General features: G+C 45.5%; 15 protein-coding genes. All 15 read right to left on the bottom strand.

The features are described from left to right. Positions 1-150: 150 nt before the first annotated feature. The 15 genes from DXX93_RS16525 to DXX93_RS16595 all read right to left on the bottom strand — a co-directional run bounded on the left by DXX93_RS16525 (position 151) and on the right by DXX93_RS16595 (position 18,189). On the bottom strand, positions 151-1,551 hold the full coding sequence (locus DXX93_RS16525) for an O-antigen ligase family protein (RefSeq protein ID WP_116009070.1): 1,401 nt from the start codon (positions 1,549-1,551) through the stop codon (positions 151-153). Continuing rightward, complete coding sequence (locus DXX93_RS16530) at positions 1,533-2,870, bottom strand: lipopolysaccharide biosynthesis protein (RefSeq protein ID WP_116009071.1); 1,338 nt, start codon at positions 2,868-2,870, stop codon at positions 1,533-1,535. Before DXX93_RS16530 ends, DXX93_RS16525 begins: the two co-directional genes overlap by 19 nt. 81 nt (positions 2,871-2,951) lie before the next feature. Then, positions 2,952-3,974 carry a glycosyltransferase family 4 protein gene (locus DXX93_RS16535; protein ID WP_181902241.1) on the bottom strand — a complete coding sequence of 341 codons (1,023 nt, stop codon included), beginning with the start codon at positions 3,972-3,974 and terminating at the stop codon, positions 2,952-2,954. Between the two features lie 234 nt (positions 3,975-4,208). Continuing rightward, positions 4,209-4,328 (bottom strand): hypothetical protein, encoded by a 120-nt coding sequence (locus DXX93_RS21205; protein WP_374188933.1) that lies wholly within the window; start codon positions 4,326-4,328, stop codon positions 4,209-4,211. A gap of 160 nt (positions 4,329-4,488) precedes the next feature. Beyond that, positions 4,489-6,003, bottom strand: a complete 1,515-nt coding sequence (locus DXX93_RS16545) for a sigma-54-dependent transcriptional regulator (protein ID WP_116009073.1) — start codon at positions 6,001-6,003, stop codon at positions 4,489-4,491. A 381-nt stretch (positions 6,004-6,384) separates the two neighbouring features. Then, positions 6,385-8,142, bottom strand: a complete 1,758-nt coding sequence (locus DXX93_RS16550; RefSeq protein WP_116009074.1) for a SpoIIE family protein phosphatase — start codon at positions 8,140-8,142, stop codon at positions 6,385-6,387. Between the two features lie 89 nt (positions 8,143-8,231). Further along, on the bottom strand, positions 8,232-10,910 hold the full coding sequence (locus DXX93_RS16555; protein ID WP_116009075.1) for a response regulator: 2,679 nt from the start codon (positions 10,908-10,910) through the stop codon (positions 8,232-8,234). Positions 10,911-10,921: 11 nt separating this feature from the next. Then, positions 10,922-11,764 (bottom strand): tyrosine-protein kinase family protein, encoded by an 843-nt coding sequence (locus DXX93_RS16560; RefSeq protein ID WP_116009076.1) that lies wholly within the window; start codon positions 11,762-11,764, stop codon positions 10,922-10,924. Beyond that, positions 11,765-13,828: a polysaccharide biosynthesis/export family protein gene (locus tag DXX93_RS16565; protein WP_116009077.1), complete on the bottom strand. Its 2,064-nt coding sequence runs from the start codon at positions 13,826-13,828 to the stop codon at positions 11,765-11,767. Positions 13,829-13,928: 100 nt separating this feature from the next. Then, positions 13,929-14,945, bottom strand: coding sequence for an OmpA family protein (locus tag DXX93_RS16570; RefSeq protein WP_116009078.1), 1,017 nt, complete (start codon positions 14,943-14,945; stop codon positions 13,929-13,931). Between the two features lies 1 nt (position 14,946). After that, positions 14,947-15,294 carry an STAS domain-containing protein gene (locus DXX93_RS16575; protein ID WP_116009079.1) on the bottom strand — a complete coding sequence of 116 codons (348 nt, stop codon included), beginning with the start codon at positions 15,292-15,294 and terminating at the stop codon, positions 14,947-14,949. 366 nt (positions 15,295-15,660) lie between these two features. Further along, positions 15,661-16,620: a gluconeogenesis factor YvcK family protein gene (locus DXX93_RS16580; protein WP_116009080.1), complete on the bottom strand. Its 960-nt coding sequence runs from the start codon at positions 16,618-16,620 to the stop codon at positions 15,661-15,663. Positions 16,621-16,661: 41 nt separating this feature from the next. Next, positions 16,662-17,060: a type II toxin-antitoxin system YafO family toxin gene (locus tag DXX93_RS16585; RefSeq protein ID WP_116009081.1), complete on the bottom strand. Its 399-nt coding sequence runs from the start codon at positions 17,058-17,060 to the stop codon at positions 16,662-16,664. Then, complete coding sequence (yafN, locus tag DXX93_RS16590; protein ID WP_116009082.1) at positions 17,057-17,344, bottom strand: type I toxin-antitoxin system antitoxin YafN; 288 nt, start codon at positions 17,342-17,344, stop codon at positions 17,057-17,059. The genes DXX93_RS16585 and yafN overlap by 4 nt, the downstream gene beginning before the upstream one ends. A gap of 203 nt (positions 17,345-17,547) precedes the next feature. Continuing rightward, complete coding sequence (locus DXX93_RS16595) at positions 17,548-18,189, bottom strand: sugar transferase (RefSeq protein WP_116009083.1); 642 nt, start codon at positions 18,187-18,189, stop codon at positions 17,548-17,550. Between the last annotated feature and the right edge of the window lie 16 nt (positions 18,190-18,205).

An 18,205-nucleotide genomic window follows, 5' to 3' on the forward strand; every position in this document is an offset into this window, starting at 1 on the left:
CTGCTGTAAGCTATTTGGAGCACTCAGCTTTGAGCAAGCGATAACTAGCTTTGAGCAAGTGCCGAACCAAGTACACACCAAGTTTGATAAGTGACTGTTAACTATAAATAAGATAGGAAGTTTCAGAATATTTAAAGGAGGAACTGCGGGCTAGTATTTGCGATTTGCAACTTGCAAATAGGGATGTACAGGCTTGTCACTGCACTTTGCAAATTGCTGCTCAGTAAATTTATTTAATGCGATGACTAAGGCCACTTGCAGGTAAATGGGCCAAATAAACCCTTGCGTCAGGAATGTACCTGAGATCACAAAGCCGGCAATGCCCGCTGGCGCCGCGCACACCACCACGCGGATCATGGGTGCCAGCAGCATTTTTCGCGCGTCATTAACTAACCGCCAACTGACGAGAAAAGTAGAGACCACCAAACAAATAAACAGCAACAAACCAACGAATCCGGTTTCTGCTAGTACGCCAAACCAAGTAGAGTGAACCGCGTGGTTTAGCCCGTCCCAATGGGTGCTGTAAAAGAAATAGTTAAAGTAGAAATTGCTAATCCCCACACCGGCAATGGGGTTGTCGAGCGCCATATTCCACGCGGCTTGCCACGCGTACAATCGCCCCATCGCCGATTCGTCTATGCCCTCTTCCGCCGCACCACCCGAAGAGCGTTCACTGATACCAGCAACGGCAAAGAGTACAACTAAAGCCACTGCACCACCGCCAAAGAGCAGCACTTTTGACTTTATTCTTTGATAGGCAAATAGCCCCACCACCGCCACTAGCCCCAAGAGACCACCGCGGCTTTGCGTTGCCAACAGCGCAAAAACAAGCACGATAAAGATAACCGCACCAAGCAGACGCTCTGATCGCGACAGCCCTTTTTCAAGCGCAGCGCCAATGGCAAACGCCATCGGGTATAACAGTACCAACGCCAAATCATTTGGATCGCCCAGTAATGAACCAATATCACGGCCAATAGTGACGCGAGTGCCTTCCACTAAGCCAATACCATTGGCTTTGTTCAACAGTGCAACAACCGCAACACAAGTCCCGGCTAGCAAGTAAATCCGGCAGGCGTTCACAAAGTGAGACTCGTCACGCATCATCCAAGCGATAACAAAGGTCATCAGAATAATTTTACTGTAAGTACCTGACCATGAATTCATTGCCACGCCAACGTTCGCTGAAAATGGTAAAGCAAAGGTCACCAGCACAAAAAATGCCATCAAGTAAGTAAATTGGCGACACCAATAAGGCGCTAAATTTTGAATCACTACCAAGCGCAGGAAAATGACCATTAATGCCCCTAAGGCAAACAACTGCGGTAATTTGAGCGGTGAAAGCATGGGAAACACTTCGTGTATGCGAAAAAACGAGCACACCACAAAGCCCAGTACAACATAAAAAGAGAAGCGCACCACACCCCAGATAACAAACGGCAGTAAGCCAATGGCAACCAGTAATACGGGGTGCGGAAAAAAGTACAAGGCAGCGCCGGCAACGACAAACAACAGACCAAATAACGAAGTGTTTAAAACAGACCAAACCATGGTGACACCTCGATAAATTGACCCACTAAACTGGCCATTAACGCCCCGACAATCGCCAAATTAAAGTGAGTGAAGCGGTATGGTAAATACAAACGGCGCTGGCTCCAGCAATAAAACAACAAGGCACGTACGCTGTAAGCAACAACCAAGGCTGCGAGTGCGCCGTTGACAAAAAATTCGGGAATAAGTAACACAAGTAAGATAGCGCCAATAGCAGAGGCAATCAGATTGATATGCATTTGACGCTGACTATCGGCATCGACATAGCAGCCTAGGTTAAGCAGCTCACCGACCAATTTGAGTGCCATACACAGTAGTAGCCAAGGTAGTAGCAGTACCGCGCCGTGATAGCTTGGTGGCGTTAGCCAGCGGATCAAATTAGGTCCAATAAGCCCAAGCAGACCACAACAAACAATCGCTAGTACCGCCCCTAGCATGGCAAAGCGGGCATTGACTGTGGTACCGTTGTCCGCTTTTAGCACGCTAAAGCGCTTTGGATACCACCACAGCGTAAATGGCTGGATCAATAGCGTAGGCACTAGCGCGAACTTTAACGCAATCGCATAGGTGGCAATATCTGCGGCGCTAAAATGTTCTGCCAGCAGCCAGCGATCCATGCCAGATAACGCAAAAGTCGCCACGCCACCGATAAAAATAGGCCAACCGTAGTTAAGGATGGCGACCAAATGCTCGCGACTAATCGATAAACCAGTTTCTTTGATTTGAATCGCACTTAGCCAGAGCGCAATCACTAAAGAAGAAACGGCACCAGAAGCTAAAATACTCTTCACACCCCAGCCTTGTGCTAACCAATAAAATGATAAGCCCACTTGAATGATCACCTTCACCATAGTGACAGCGAAAAACAGTCGAGCGCGACTGGTGATTCTCAACCAAGCTAACGGCACATTGATAATACCGCCCAGCGCCAGTGCAATCCCCAACAAATAAACTTCTTCACCTTGGATATGGTCTGGCAGCAAACTGGCAAGTTGATCACAATAAACATGAAACACCAGATAAGCTAAACAGCCAATCACCAAAGCAATAAGTAAACACTCACCTGCATGTATGCGCTTTTGTTTATCGCCATCAGCGAGTCCAACAAAGCGATACAAAGCTTCGACTAAACCAAAGCCGAGAAAAATAGAAAACACATTAGCAACCACCACCAGCACCTCTAAACAACCATAGTCGTTGGGCGACAAATAGTGGGTGTAAACCGGCAGCATCAGCAGCGAGATGCCCTTCATTAAAAAAATGGCTAAGCCATACAGGGCAGAATCGCTAAGTAAGCTTTTCACTTGTCGAGATAACATTTGATTGGCCTCCTACTGCTAATGCTAACGAATCAATAGTTGCAACCTAAAAGCGCGCTACTTAACCACCTGAGCGTTTACTTAACCACCCAGTGCCTGGCGATATACGGTTTCAATTTGCGGTACCACTGCTGACGTTGAGAACTTATCGAGAATGGTTTTTCGCGCGTTTTGCGCAATCAGTTTGAAACGACTTTGGCTAAGCTGCATAACTTGCGTTAGCGCCGCAATAAACTGGCTCGGCTCATGACCTTCAACCAACCAACCGTTATTGCCATGATCAATCAAACTCGGCAAACCGCCAACGGCATAGCTGACAACGGGAATACCGTGCGCCATGGCTTCTAACGCCACTAAGGGTAGCCCCTCAGCTCGGCTGGTAATGCACAGTACTTTGATATCTTGCCAGTGCGGTAACATCGATGGCACTTGCCCCAGCAAGCACATATTAAGTGGTTTACATTTGTCCAGCGAAGAGAACTGAGGGCCTGCGCCGTACATGGCAAAAATATGCTCTGGCATTGATGCTGCCACTTTCACGAATGTGTCTGGGCCTTTCTCAGCGCTAAAACGCCCGACAAATGCCAATTGACGGCCGCCAAACGAGACATTTTTCGTTGTCGCTGGTTCGACAAAATTCTGAATAACATCGCTGCTGATACCGAGCTCTCTGGCAATGGGCTGAGACACACTAATACACTGATGCCCTTTGGCACTGATGCGATCTAGCCAGCGATAAAAGCGAATTTTAAGACTGCCGCGCTCACCCGCATGAAAGGTTGAAACAACCGCTTTATCTTGCATGCGGCAAACAAAGCGACCGATGATGCCGGCTTTATAGCCATGAGTGTGAACCACATCGACCGAGAGCTTGTCGAGCGTGTTATAAAGCTCTACTACCCCGCCACTAAGTTTAATGGTTTTGGCTCTTAGCTTAGGGTTAGCATCAAACACCGGATGCTCCCCATAATTTGCCATTAGCACGATTAACACCCTGTGCCCTGACTGCTCTAATCCCAAAGCCAAATTGGCAATATGACTTTCTATGCCGCCAAAACTGCGGCTGTCAGCCAACAGAGCGATATTTAGCGAAGAACGACTCATGATATTCACCTTATGTTGCATCCTAGCGATTTTAAGTGAGTAACAGCACAATACGCGCCAATATATTTTTCTATTAATTTACAAATAGTTAAACATCTATACCTTCAGCGATTTGCAAACTGCAACGCTGTAATAAGTGAGCGGTGTTAAATATTTGCAAGCTGCTAAATTTTTTGGAAGGTTAACGTTAAATAAGCAAAATGATGCAAAGCCAATCGCTTAACAAACCAATCACTAGACAGCCCCCAACCAGCTTGCTGGCGAGCGCTCTAAGGTTTGGGATATACGTAGCGACATTTTGAATGTAATGGCGCTTTGGCCTGTTAAGATTCGACTGAGTGTTGACGCTGTCACATAGCATAAAGCGCCAACTGCATCCTCAGTCGACGCTCGTGTTTCGCTTGAATGCCAGCTTTACTGCCAGTCTCGAAGAATTTACGCAATCCTTTACGCTTAAACGGTTTGCTCACTACGATAATTAGCGCTTGCTATACAAAACGCATCAATTAAGCCGTTACTCATCCCAAGACTGTTTTTTGCGATATATGGTTGACGGACTGACATCTAATAGCGCAGCGGCTTTAGGAATATTGCCGTCACAAGCGTCAATGGCTTGCTCTATCGCCTGCTTTTCTGCCAGCCACAGTGGCATGATGTCAGCAACATTAGGGGCTTTGGTTTCAGCGCCTGTTGCATGAATAGTTGCGCCATTGCTCGCCGTACCTTCGTGTACCTGAGCGTGATCTGCGGTTATTAATGGTGCGCTTTCAAGTACAGGACTTTCAGCTGCACTCATCGGCTGTACTGATTGAGTAAAGCTTGTCGCTAGCTTTGCTGTACCCAGTGCTAATTGGTTTAATGGCGCCGGTAGCATATCGGCAGTAACCGCTTCTCCATTGTTGAGTACCACCAAATTGCGAATGACATTCTCCAGCTCTCTGACATTGCCCGGCCAGCTATGCGATAAGAAAACGTGTTCAGCATCGGCAGCAAAACGGTTAAATGCCTTACCCTCTTCATTACTGATCGCATGCAAGAATTTTTTCGCAATTTGCAATATGTCATTGCCGCGCTCACGCAGTGCAGGCAGTGTTACGGGAATAACATGCAGTCGGTAATATAAATCTTCGCGAAAACGCCCCGCTTGCACTTCTTTTAACGGGTCGCGGTTGGTTGCACAAACAAAGCGTACATCGACTTTTTCTTGCTTACTTGAGCCAACTTTTTGGAAGGTGCCTGACTGAATAAAGCGCAGAATCTTGCTCTGTAAATCCAAGTCCATTTCGCATAGTTCATCAAGGAATAAGGTGCCGCCATCTGCCATGGCTGCTGCACCTTTGCGCTCTGCTGAAGCGCCAGTAAACGCGCCTTTCACATGCCCGAAAATTTCACTTTCCATCAAATCTTTTGGAATCGCCGCACAGTTAAGGGCAACGAAAGGTTTGTCCTTACGAGCACTTAATTGATGCACCGCTTCGGCACCTAGCTCTTTACCTGTACCGCTTTCACCAGTAATAAATACGGTTGCATTACTTGGCGCGGCACTTTCAATGATGCGATAAACCCCTTGCATCGCCATTGACGAGCCGATGAAGCCGCAAAAGTCTTGCCGGTCTAACTCGCGATATTCATCAATAATCTGGCTCATTTGTTGATTTTTGATGGCATTGCGTAAAGTGATCAGCAATCGCTTGGGTTCAACAGGCTTACTGATAAAGTCGAATGCGCCATACTTCATCGCGTCTACGGCAATATCAACCGAGCCATGAGCGGTTAGCACGACAACGGCAATAGGTAAATTTTGCTTGTGAATATATTTTAAAATATCCATGCCAGACATATCTGGCAAGTTTAAATCGAGCAGCAGGATTCGCGGGCATTCAGTGTTGATAATGTCAAGCGCCGCTTGGCCATTACCAGCCATCAATAAATCGTAGGGTTCTTTCGATAAGAAGCCAGCATAAATCGCTGATAAGGTTGGGCTGTCTTCAAGCAGCAGAATTTGTGTTTTTTCCGTCACAGACTTCATTCCTTGGCAAGTAACACGCCCCCTAACTCTAAGCTAGGTCGCTGTTAAACACCATAAAAATTTCGCCTGAAAGTGCGGGAAAAGTGATGAATTGAGCTTTAATACCAATTGAAATAAATACTTAATCATTCAGCGAGAATTAAAAGGCTTAGAGGCAAGGCATTGATTGCAGAGAATGGTCGCTCCCTTGTCAAAATCAATAACGCCGCATATGAGCCTTTTAAACTCGCCCTTGGGAGCGTGTCAGCGTCGCGATAACTGCGCCAAATTGATGAGATGTAGAATAACTATATCAACAAAAATTTGACTTGCTCTCCCACCGCTGACAGCGCTCTGAATTGATCAATTAATTAATTCAATTGGTATAAATCATTCATGCAGTTAAATTTTCGCCAACATCAGCAATGTCACGTCATCATCAAACGCAAGGCAAAGCGATTGAAAATAACCAAAACTATGCTCCATAACCTCATCTAGCCTCGAGTATTGCTGCTTGATGATTGCGAACTGCGCAAATAAGGCGTTTGGCGTCATCCCATCAGGTAAGCAATCGGTTAAGCCATCGGTAAACAGCACTAACTGCTCACCGGTTTGCATTGGCACATAGCTCGATTGGTATGAAAGATCCGGACACACGCCAGCAAGTGCTCCTCCGACATTAAGAACGGCGTACATTGATTCGTGTTTACTTGTGTCGTGATTGTTTTTGTGCCTGGCGTTTTGATTGCTCATCAGCACGGGTGGTGGGTGGCCTGCACAAGCAACTTCTACCCCTTGCTTATCAATTAGCAGCGCCACATAAGTAAACATACTCGTGCTTAACAACTCGTCTTCGAATAACTTGTTGGACAGGGCTGCCATCATTTCAGTTAATGCAAAGGAAGCTGTTTGTTGATACGTATTTTGTTGGTTTTGCGCCAAGCCGGAAAAAAATCCGGCAAAAAAGCCACTGAAACTGTGAGCAAATAACTTGGCCTGTGCGTCATGCCCCATAACATCAGCCAGAATCAATAAGGTTTTGTCACCAATGGCTTGTTGATAAATAAAGTCTCCTCCACCTGTCATGGGGGATATCGACCGCACGCCGGCTTGATAGCCATCAATCGTATTGTTAACTTGAGGTTTGAGCGATTGATTTAACGCATTGTCGAGTGATCGGTTTAGCGTGTCGGCTCGCTCGGCCTCAAGCTGCTGATGACGAATTAACGCCCGTTCAACAGACAAGCGCAATTTCGCTTTTTGTATCGGTTTTAACAGATAATTATCGATACCTAAGTGGTTCGCCTGCATTTCAACATCGAAGTCGTCTTGGGCGGTTAAAAATATAAACGGCACCTGCGCCAAGTGCGGATGGTCAGCTAGCCTTTTTTTAAGGGCTAAGCCATCTAAATTGGGCATCGCAATGTCCGATATAACCAAGTCGAATGCAGGTATTGGCGACAGTGCAGCGGCCGAACTTGGGCTATCTTGCTGAAATGCTGCAAGAAACGCTAATCCATCGGCAAACATAGTGACTTCGTAGTGCGCAGGTAAATAACCTTTTATCAGCTCGCGCATCATAGGCTCATCTTCTACGATGGCGACGTGCACGGTTTTGCGCTGCGTTGCTTGGTAAGGTAAAGAAAAGGTGAATACGTTGGTGATCTGATCGCCTAACGCCGCTGTTGAAATTTTCTGTTGGTATGCACAATCGGCAAATAACTTAAAAATAATGCCCAACCCCATACCTGATTCGCCAAAGCTTAGAGTAATTTGGTCTGTGCTTTTTGTTTGAGTTGAGCTTTCTAATTGAGCTGCGCTCGGCATTTCGCCTGTCATTTGTGCTTGGTGTTCGCTAAAAGCCTGAAAGTAAGTACTGTTATCCTCAATACTTATTACAATTCGTTGTTCTAGTGATGGCTGTGCCTCATTACCCTCAATATTTTTGATTTGTGAGATAACAAGTTTTACAAAACTGGCAGGGTGTTTAGCGTGCTTGACAATATTAGTCGTCCACTCAGAGATTGCCAGTTTCACTTTATTGATTTGGGCGCCATCAATGCCGAGCTTAGCTAACACTTTGGCGGTTGCATCGCGCAGTGTTTTAATTTCATCAAGTGACGCAGGGCGCGTAAGTGTAAGCAATACAATCTGTGGCATTTAAGGCTACTCAGTTTAGTTGTTGAACGTAGTTATATGTCTAGCGGCAAGACTCATTGTGGCTCTAGTGCGGGTTAATAAGTCAGGTCTCAACCCGCACTGTGGCCAAGATAATCTTGCTCTAGTGCCTGTAATGCCAGTACTGCCGACTCAGAAACTTGCTCGACTAAGCTAATCGTCGCGTCTGATAGTTGCCCATTGCTTGGTTGACGCTGACACACGTGCTCAAGCTGTTTAGCTAGTTCGCCAAGTCCTATGGCACCAACACTGGCTGCACTGCTTTTGATGGCATGCGCTTCTTTTTCAATTTGACTCGCATCGGCTTTAATTTGCGCTTGCTCAATAACCGCAATACGGCGTCGTGTTTCATCAACAAAGAGATGCAGTACGCGTTGAAAAATCTCTTCTCCAGTATCCACTAACAGTTGGTCGATAATCGGTTTTTCAATGATTTTCTTATCAGCTGCCGACTTAGGCGATGCGCTCAGTGCCGCGCTATGCTGAGTGATTGGCGATGGTTCTCGCTTAGTTGCTACAGTTGTTTTGGCATTTGTTTCGGCATTGGTTTCGGCATTGATTTCGACAGTGCTTGTTAAATTGGCTTGTTCTCTGTCTGAGTTAGCAACTGTGTTTGATAACGACTGCTGTTGACGTATTTGTTCAAAATAGCTGTATATTTTTAACAGTAGCTGCTCTCTGTTAATTGGCTTTTCAACAAACTCGTTCATGCCCGCCGCAAAGCAATGCTGCATATCATCTTTAGTGACATTAGCTGTCATTGCCCAAATAGGCAACTGCTTAAACTGCGGTGATTTACTGCGAATAATACGACATGCCTGTGCACCATCCATCACGGGCATCGACAAATCCATCAGCACCAAGGCATAGCGCTCGCATTCCACTTGTTTCACCGCCTCGGCACCATTATTGGCAATATCCACTTGGTAACCAGCGCGCTCAAGCATAGTTGTTATCACCAGTTGGTTAGGCAAGCTGTCTTCTACCACTAAAATGCGCTCGCCATGCCCGGTTAAGTTATCGCAAGGCCCAGGCTCGATATCTTTCTTGGAAACCGCCTGCCCTAGCACTAAGGCCATCAGCTCACTGGGGGATGCTAGCCAGCGCGTTTCGCCTTCGTTAAAGAGCAGCACCTCGTCATAAGTGTTGTCCTCTTGCTCCTGACGTTGTAATTGGTGTTGTAAAGGACTTTGCGGATTAGCTTGTAGCGAGGCTAATTGCTGAATAACTTGGCTACCGCCACTAGAATCACGAACAAAATCTACCTGACATTGCCATAAATGCAGCTGTTTTTTTATCGCATTTTCATAGAAGGGGCTAAAATTCACAAACGTCATTTGCTTGTGAGTCAGAGACTCGCTAGCCACTAGTGGCTGGGTGTAATGCTGATGAGGAATCACCACCAAAAACGTACTGCCTTCCCCTTCTTTTGAGCCAACTCTAATTTCACCGCCCATCAATTCCGCCAGTTGTTTGGTGATCGCTAAGCCAAGCCCGGTCCCCTCAAACTGGCGCTTATAGGAAGAATCAGCCTGTACAAACTTCTTGAACAACTTAGAGATATCTTCATTTTTAATACCTACGCCAGTGTCTCTGACTTCACACTGAAGGACGCTATCGTTGGCATAAATACTGACCTCAACTCCGCCGTGTTGGGTAAATTTAATCGCATTGGCGATCAGGTTGATCAGGATCTGCTTTACCCGTTGCTCGTCTAACATCAATTGACTAGATAGCTGTGGCGACAGACAAAACATCAGGCCAATGCCTTTCTCTTTCGCGCGCTCAATAAAGAGGCTGTGTAAATCGTCAACGAGATCTAGGGTATTAAATTCATGCGGCGTCAGTTGCAGTTTACCTGCTTCTATTTTGGAGAAGTCCAGAATGTCGTTCACCAGTGTCGACAACGACTCGCCAGCAGTTAAGGCGTTGTTTAGCAGCTGTCGTTGATGGTCATCTAATGCAGTACTGGTCAATAACTCCATCGAGCCCAACATCGCATTCATCGGCGTGCGAATTTCATGACTCATTACGGCTAAAAAGTTACTTTTTTCTTGCGAGCCAGAATCGGCAGCAAGTTTGGCTTGCTCTAATTCGTGGTACAAATGATTGACACGACTGCGCATTAAATTGCGTGTTTGTATTGCTTGCTGCAACGTAAGGATCAGCTGCTCACTGTCCCACGGTTTTTCAATAAAACTCCAAATTCGCCCTTTGTTAATGGCCGACATCACTAACTCTGAATCGGCATTGCCAGTTAGCATAATACGAATAGTCTCAGGATAGTTCGCCGCAACCTCAGACAAAAACGTCACCCCGTCCATCTCTGGCATTCGCATGTCAGAGACAATAATATCGATGTTTTGCTGGGCAATAATTTCCAACGCTTTTAATGGACTTGTGACAAACTCAAAATGCGCAGCAATATTGCGTGTTAAGCGCTTAATCGCAGCCAAAATGGCACGTTCGTCATCGACAAAAAGTATGCGAACAGGTGCCTGATTAGCTTCGACAGATGATGTTTCGCCTGTTTGATTTAGCGGGTTTGGCGGACTTGGCTGGTTTAGCTGTTTTATTGGCTTGTGTGATGCCGCGTCATTCAATCGTTCGTGGCGCGATAGCTTGTTATCCGACATATTGCTCACCTCATGATCACCATCTCTGCCGTATTCGTTACTACCTTCCTGACTACTTTTGTTAGTAAAAGGCGCGCAGTGCTTATGCTCTGTTTTTCGGTCAAATAACGTCATCGTAATTCCCTTTATACAGCTACGTTTAACATTACTACATCCGCTAATTTGGCTCTTAGCTTACGCATCAGGTTCGGTAGCCAAGGATCAAGCTTGTAGGTTTCACGGATCATTTCAGCCAGTAGCGATGGATTGGTTTTATCGTTAATCACAGTGCCAACAATATTTACCTGTTTTGCCACCAACTTTTCAATTCCCTCTTCTATTAGATTAGCAGGAGTTTTGCCCGCCTCGACGACCAATACTGCGCCATCGCACATTTGGCAAACCGTATCTGCAGGAATGTTGTGTTGATTTAGCATAGCCAGCGATGCGGTGTCAAAAACGATACAATCAAATTCATTCAACCAATGGTGAATGGCGCTACTTAACAGGCTCGCCTCGCGGTATTGGTTGATTAGAGCGACATTGCCACTTACCGCCAGCACACTGTAGCCTTGTTCATTCAGCGAAAAAGTACCATTTTTATCACCATTACTGGCGGCCTCATGATCTTTGTGAGAGGCTTCTTGGCACTGGCTGCTTTCATTTACTTGAACAGTAGACGCCTGTTTTTGCACAGCATCTAAGCGCGCCTTTAACACAGGGTTGAAGGTATTAAGTTCCACTAGCAGCACCTTTTTACCGGCTGCTTGTGCGCGTTTTACCAAGGCTTCGGCCAAGGTTGATTTGCCTTCCCCCGGAGCGGCCGAAGTCACCGCTAACGTGCGATAATTAGCCCCTAAGGTTTGGCTGTAAACCGCTTCAACTTCCGCATAGTGACAGGGTAGATCGTGGCAAGGTAAGTCATGACAGGGTAGATCGTCGCAAGCTAAGTTGTTGCTAGATAAATTGTGGCTAGGTGAAGTCATCATTTATAACCCTCCGGTGATGGCAATTAGAGATGCAACGCTGACCATATCTTTTACGTTGTTTAAAAATACATTCCAATCGCTATTACTAATATCGGGGACATAAACCGTGTCACCACTGCGCACCAAAGGCAACTTGGTAAAGTCTGGACGCTTGACGAACTTTTCTAAATCAAAACGCTGACTTTGATTTTCGCTGGCTTTGGCTTTAGAGATATTGACCACCATGATGTCAGACAAATGTGCTTTATCCGTCGGGCCACCGGCTTCTGCCAGTAAATCTAAAATGGTCATGGCTTCGCTAAAGGTATAGCGACCCGGCTTAGCAACAGCACCGATAATACGCACCGTTTGTTCTTTTTTGTGATCAAGCCAAGCTTTGTCTCGTTGTGGTACATAGATGGTGTCGCCTGCACGTACCAGCGGCAGCAAGGTTTCGTCACCAGTCTCAAAATACAAGCCTAAATCGACGGTGGTGACTTTGCTGGTAAAGCCATTGCGATGCGTCACCTTAATCGCGTGAATATCGGCAAATTGGTTTGGGCCGTCGGCTGCTGACAAAATATCGAGAAAGTGCAATTTGTTATCGAATGCGTAGCGACCAGGTTGTCCTACTTGACCAAACACGTAAATTGAACTTTCTTGTGACTGGCGCAACCAACGAGCTTTATTGTCGATAACATCTCTTGGTTTTTCAGGGACAATAATGGTATCGCCAGCCGAGACTTGGGGTAACAATGAAAAGTCACCACCATCGGTAATAAATGCCGCTAAATCAAACGGTTTTTCACGACTGGCTTGGCCGTCTTTTAGTACCTTAATTTGTGAAATATCAGCATCTTGTGTAGGGCCGCCGGCGTGCGCCAAGATATCGAGAAATGACATTTCATCGCCCCACTCATAACGACCGGGCTTGATCACCGCGCCAATAACGCGAATAGCGCGGTCAGGTGTAATTTTTAGCCATGACTTTTCATTCATATCGGTTTTTTCCGGTACAAATATCGCGTCACCAGGTGAAATTTCTGGAATTTTGCGAGCTGAAAGGCCTTCGGTATAAGCTTGTAAATCAAATGCGTCGACCTCGCCTGAAGCGCGGATAATACGTACTTGGCGGCTTTCCGCAAAACGAGTTGGGCCACCAGCATTGGCTAAAATATCAAAGAAAGCTGTACCGTCTGGCGCTTCATACGCCCCGGGCTTAAACACCTCCCCCATCACATAAATAGTGCGTAACCCGGTTTTAATTTCCTCTTCTTGAATAGGGACAAACAAAGTAGAGCCCGCAGTAATTTTTGGCATGCTCGCAACGTCGCCAGTATCAAGGTAATGTTTAAGGTCAAACAACTCAGGCACGCCTTGGTTAATGACACGGATATGTTCAACACCAGCATAGCGAGTTACGCCACCTGCGCGCATTAACATATCAACCACTGTATTGCCGGCTTTGTAAGAAAACACACCTGGTTTTAATACCTCACCAAATACTTTGATCGCTGTTCCAGCCTCCGCGCCATCACCACTCGCCGATAGCGTCGCCGCATCAAAGTCCATTTGCACATTACCAATCAAAGGAGAAGCTGGTACAAAGATAACGTCTAACGGTTGTAATTCCGGCAGAATCGCAAAATCACCTGTGTCTAAATATTTTTTGTAATCAAAGGCCGTAATTTCGCCTGCGCGGTTTAACTGAATTTTATCTAGCTGAGCACCCGCGCTTGGCCCACCCGCTTGTTGCAAAGCAAGCTGTATGTTGCCATCGGCGGGTAAATCAATCATACCCGGTGCTTTGACAAAGCCAAGTACACGCACTGGTAAGCGGCGCTCAATTAACAACAATGCGAAATCATCTATGGCGCGATATTGTTCAGCTAACAACGCCTTCACGTGTTGCGTAGCTGCTGGTAGCTGCATGCCCCCCAAAGTGACTTGACCCACTTCAGGTAGCATTAGCATACCGTCTTGGTTAATTTGAAAGTTCTGCTCGAAGTCCGCCTCACCTGGCAGGTTGAGTTTTACGATATCACCTGCGCGCAGCACAACGGGCTCTTGCGCTAAGCCACTCATTGGTAACGCTAGGAAAGTCGTGAATATTAACCAGAAAAATATAGTCCACTTATTCATTGTTCACCTCCATGCTTCTTACTTGCTGTTGCTTGGCCTCTTGCTATTTACTGCTAGCAAGGGATAGCGAAGATGTTTTGGCTGTTGATGGCAATACCAAACTTAACGAGACTTGTGTGTAACGGTTAAAAACGCGCTGCACGGGCGAAGTCGCTACTTGGCGTGGCGCAGTTTCGCCTAGCGCCTTAATTTGAATCTTGCTACTCGCAACGCCTGCCGCGGTAAAATAGTCAGCCACTTGCTGAGCGCGTTGTTGACTTAAACCTAGGTTGTATTTTTCACTGCCCAGACTGTCTGCATGCCCTGATATCACTAATGTTGAGTCGGGAAATGACAGCATTAGCGCCACGAGCTTATCGAGCGCTGGAAAGTAAATAGGCTTGATGCCAGCTTGGTCAAAGTCATGCAGTGTTTCAGTGATAATCGTATGACGGCTTGGCTCAACACTCTCTGTTTCAGATTGATTGGCTGCTTCAAACTGATTCGCCGCGGTTAAACGGTTCAAGCGAGTATCAGCAAAAGCGGGGTTGCGATCACATTGATCGAACGGCCCTTCTTTATACCAGTCTCTTAGTACCGTGATATTTTCAGTTTGATGGCAACCAAAGTGACCTTCAATGTAGCCTTGGATACATTCAAGCTTACGTACCTGACGATCTAAGTGAGTAAGCGTAATAAACGCATCTGCGTACATTTGCCCAGCAACTTCTTGCTCAGTCTGGTTCAACAAACGGTAGCTAACGTCAAGCTGCCCCGCCAAACATTGATGGCTTAACCGCGTGGTGAGCGACAAGACTTTCAAACGTGTGGCTTGCAAATATTCATGTACAACCTGTTGATTTGAATTTAACGCAGCAGGCTGTGCAGCAGTTGACGCTAAAGTTGTTTGAGCGCGATTAGCAACGCTACAACTGGCAAGCAACAAAGCTGTGTTTAGCATGATAGCTGCCAGCAAAACTCTCGGTTTAAGTAACTTGTGCTTGGCTAATTTTAGCGGAGTTAACCTTGGCTTAGCCACGGTTAACTCAGACACTGGTAACAGTTGCAATAAAGCTTTCATGTTATACCGCCTTCAACATACTGGCGCTGGTGACGTAGTGCTCTAAACTGTTAAAGCAGTGAATGGTTTTATCCAGCATCAGCATTTTGAAAAGTTCCTTAGGCTGCTCGTTCAAGCCAACAACCGCCACTAACTTGCCTTTTGCTACCATGCGCTTGTACAAAAATACGATGGCACCAATGCCAGAGGAATCAATAAAATCAACGTCTTTTAGGTCAATCACGATGTCTGAAGAAAGCTCAGCGTAAGCCGCTAAATCGGCCTTCATTGCTTTGACGGCATCGGCATCTAAGTCTTCAAATAATTTAATCACGACATCATTATTTAAGTTGTAAATTTCATTTAACATAAGCACCTCGAATTCTGGTTACTGACGGTGTAATTTGCATTTATTCGTACTACTAACACTTAGAGCAAACATCGAACCAAAAAACTAAAACCATATTTAACAATAACTTAAATACGTTGCAGAAGTTTAGTAAATGTATCTTTTGCAAAAAGCAGTGGAGCGAATTGCAGATTGCAAAGCGCGAGGTCAATGGCGAGACAAATGCGTGTTAAAAAGAAATAGACGTCAGGTTTGACACGTACCTAAAACAAATTCGAGACACTCAAACTCCAACAGGTAACAGCCCCCAGCTATTTGGCTATCAGTAAGCGATGATAAATTGAACAATTAAAGTTGCGTATACACTTTTTAAAGCGTTTAAGCGTTTTATGAAGCCGTAGTTAATCGTATGATCAATTGTTGGAGCTCATCAATGCGATGACGGCCGTGTTTATCAGCACCAATTTCGATTGGTAATAGTCTCACACTTGCCCTATGCCCGCTTGTATAAGGTTCACTTGCGTCAGGTTCACTTGAATAGGATTCATTTATACAAGGTTCAAGTAAAGCGGCTTCGTCTGCTCTTTGCGTAGGTAGCAAACACGTAATTTGATGTTTAATGCCCAATTGTGCAAAAAGCTTAATTTGCTTGTCTAGTTCATTGTTAATGGAGGTAAATTCAGGTTTTACATTGGCGAGAAAATAAAGTTGAAGCGTTGAATTCGCGTTAATTGCCTCGACAACGCCAGCCACCAGTAAACTCGGTATCACGCTGGTATAAAAGCTACCGGGGCCAAGCAGTAGTATATCGGTATTGGCAATAGCAGTAATGACTTCTTCGCTCGTACGAACCGCTGGACGAAGCAATAATTGCTCAATACCTAACACAGCCTTCTCGTCAACGGCTAATTCACCGATAACTTCTTCGCCAGAATTAAGCACGCCAACTAAGTCTGTCGCATGATCAGACATAGGTAAAATTTTGGTTTTAATCCCTAAAAAGTCACGCATTACTTTAACGCTATCGGTTGGACGAAGGCACAGCGAGTCAACCGCAGTGCACATTAAGTTGCCAAGGCTGTGACCAGACAGCTCACCTGCATTGTCGAATCGGTATTCAAACAACAGTGACTTGATCTCGTTTGGCTTACTCAATTTTGACAAACAATAGCGGATATCGCCCCACGCGATACCGTCACTATGTTCCCTCAAGCGCCCTGTCGAGCCACCATTGTCAGTTGTACAAACAATGCCTGTCACTTGGCAATGTGCTAATGACGATACGGCGCTAAGTAAGTGACCCAAGCCGTGGCCACCACCAATACAGGTAAGGTTAACTCGATCCATGTCTCAAATTTGCTCCCAAGGATTCACAAAGCTCAATTTAACTAAAAGCGACTCCTGAACTTTTCCGCCATTGTGCCAAGCTTAAACATAATATCTCTAGATTTTGCTTGGTTATGAGCGTCAGGAGCTAATATGGCCATCAATAAGTAACAATTACCATCTAAAGCGCCTTGACAATATACCAAGTGAACGTCGCTTGTACGATGGTATTGAATTTTATTTAATGGTAAAGGATTATCTTGGTTACCTAAGTGAATATGCTGAACCTCTTCAGCCAATACAGTAGGGAGAGTGCCTGGATGATCGTAGGGAACGTCGCGTCCTAAGTATTGAGGGGCAGTGCCTGTTAACTTATAGCTTTTAAAATCATTGACAAGATTGTCAAGTTCTAGCTCAGACAACGTACTACTGATGACTTTACTTTTAAATACTCGTATCACTCTGTAAAGTCGCCGAGCGTCTCATCAGAAGCAGCCAATAATACTTGAGCATTTTCTTTGGCTATTTGCGAAAGCCGCTCTTGCGTGGGTCTAAACCGTGATATTTTAGATTGAGATTCAATCAGTGCGATCATTTGCTCGTAGACTTGTGCACTTATCATATATCCAGCAGTTTTATTGTTAGATAACACTGCAACAGGCTCATCCATAAAATAATCGCATGGCTTTTTTCTCAGTTCAGTTACCGAGACGGTCTTTTCCGCTAATATTGATTGAATTGCCATTCAATGCCCCAAATAAACAGTGTATTGAAATTAGTATACACAACTTGGTACATAGTTACATACATAGCTGCGTATATAATTAAGCACACCGTGAGTAGTTTTTAAAACAAAATCAATGAATAGCCTCAATAACGCCTACCACCTTTCGAGAACAGACTTAATGAGCTGTATATAAATAGCTATACAAAACATCGCCTAGTCATTTATTGCCCCCTGCCCAACACCATAATCATCACAGTTTTCATCATAATTTTAATATCCATGTACAGCCAGCGGCTCACGGAAGTCAGCGACATTGCATAGGCAAAGTCGTAAGCAATTTTCGAGCGCACATCATCAAGCGAGGTATCATAACCTTGGTTAACTTGCGCCAGCCCAGTGATCCCAGGCACGACACCATAAGTGCGCTCAAGATAAAAGGGGATGCTTTCTTCTAATGTTTTAGCGATTTCTGGGCGCTCTGGTCTTGGGCCAATAAGTGACATTTCGCCACGTAGCACATTAATAAACTGCGGTAACTCATCTAAACGAACTTTGCGTAAAAAGCGCCCAACCGGGGTAAGGCGATTGTCATTAGCACTTGCCCAAACCGCTCCAGTGCCTGCTTCGGCATCAACGCGCATAGTGCGAAACTTAATCATTTCAAAATAATTCGCGCCCGCATTAGAAATTGCACCAATGCGCTGCTGGCGATAAAACACTGGCCCCTTGCTGGTCAATTTAATTGCCGCGGCAATAACAACAAATAACGGCGCACTAAAAGCTAACCCCAATACCGATACTAGTACGTCGAAAACCCGTTTTGCTTTACTCACTTTTGGGGTGATAAAAACTTGCTTGTTCATATACTACTCCTGCTGT

Origin of the sequence: Thalassotalea euphylliae (genome assembly GCF_003390335.1) — a bacterium.
GTDB lineage: Bacteria > Pseudomonadota > Gammaproteobacteria > Enterobacterales > Alteromonadaceae > Thalassotalea_F > Thalassotalea_F euphylliae_B.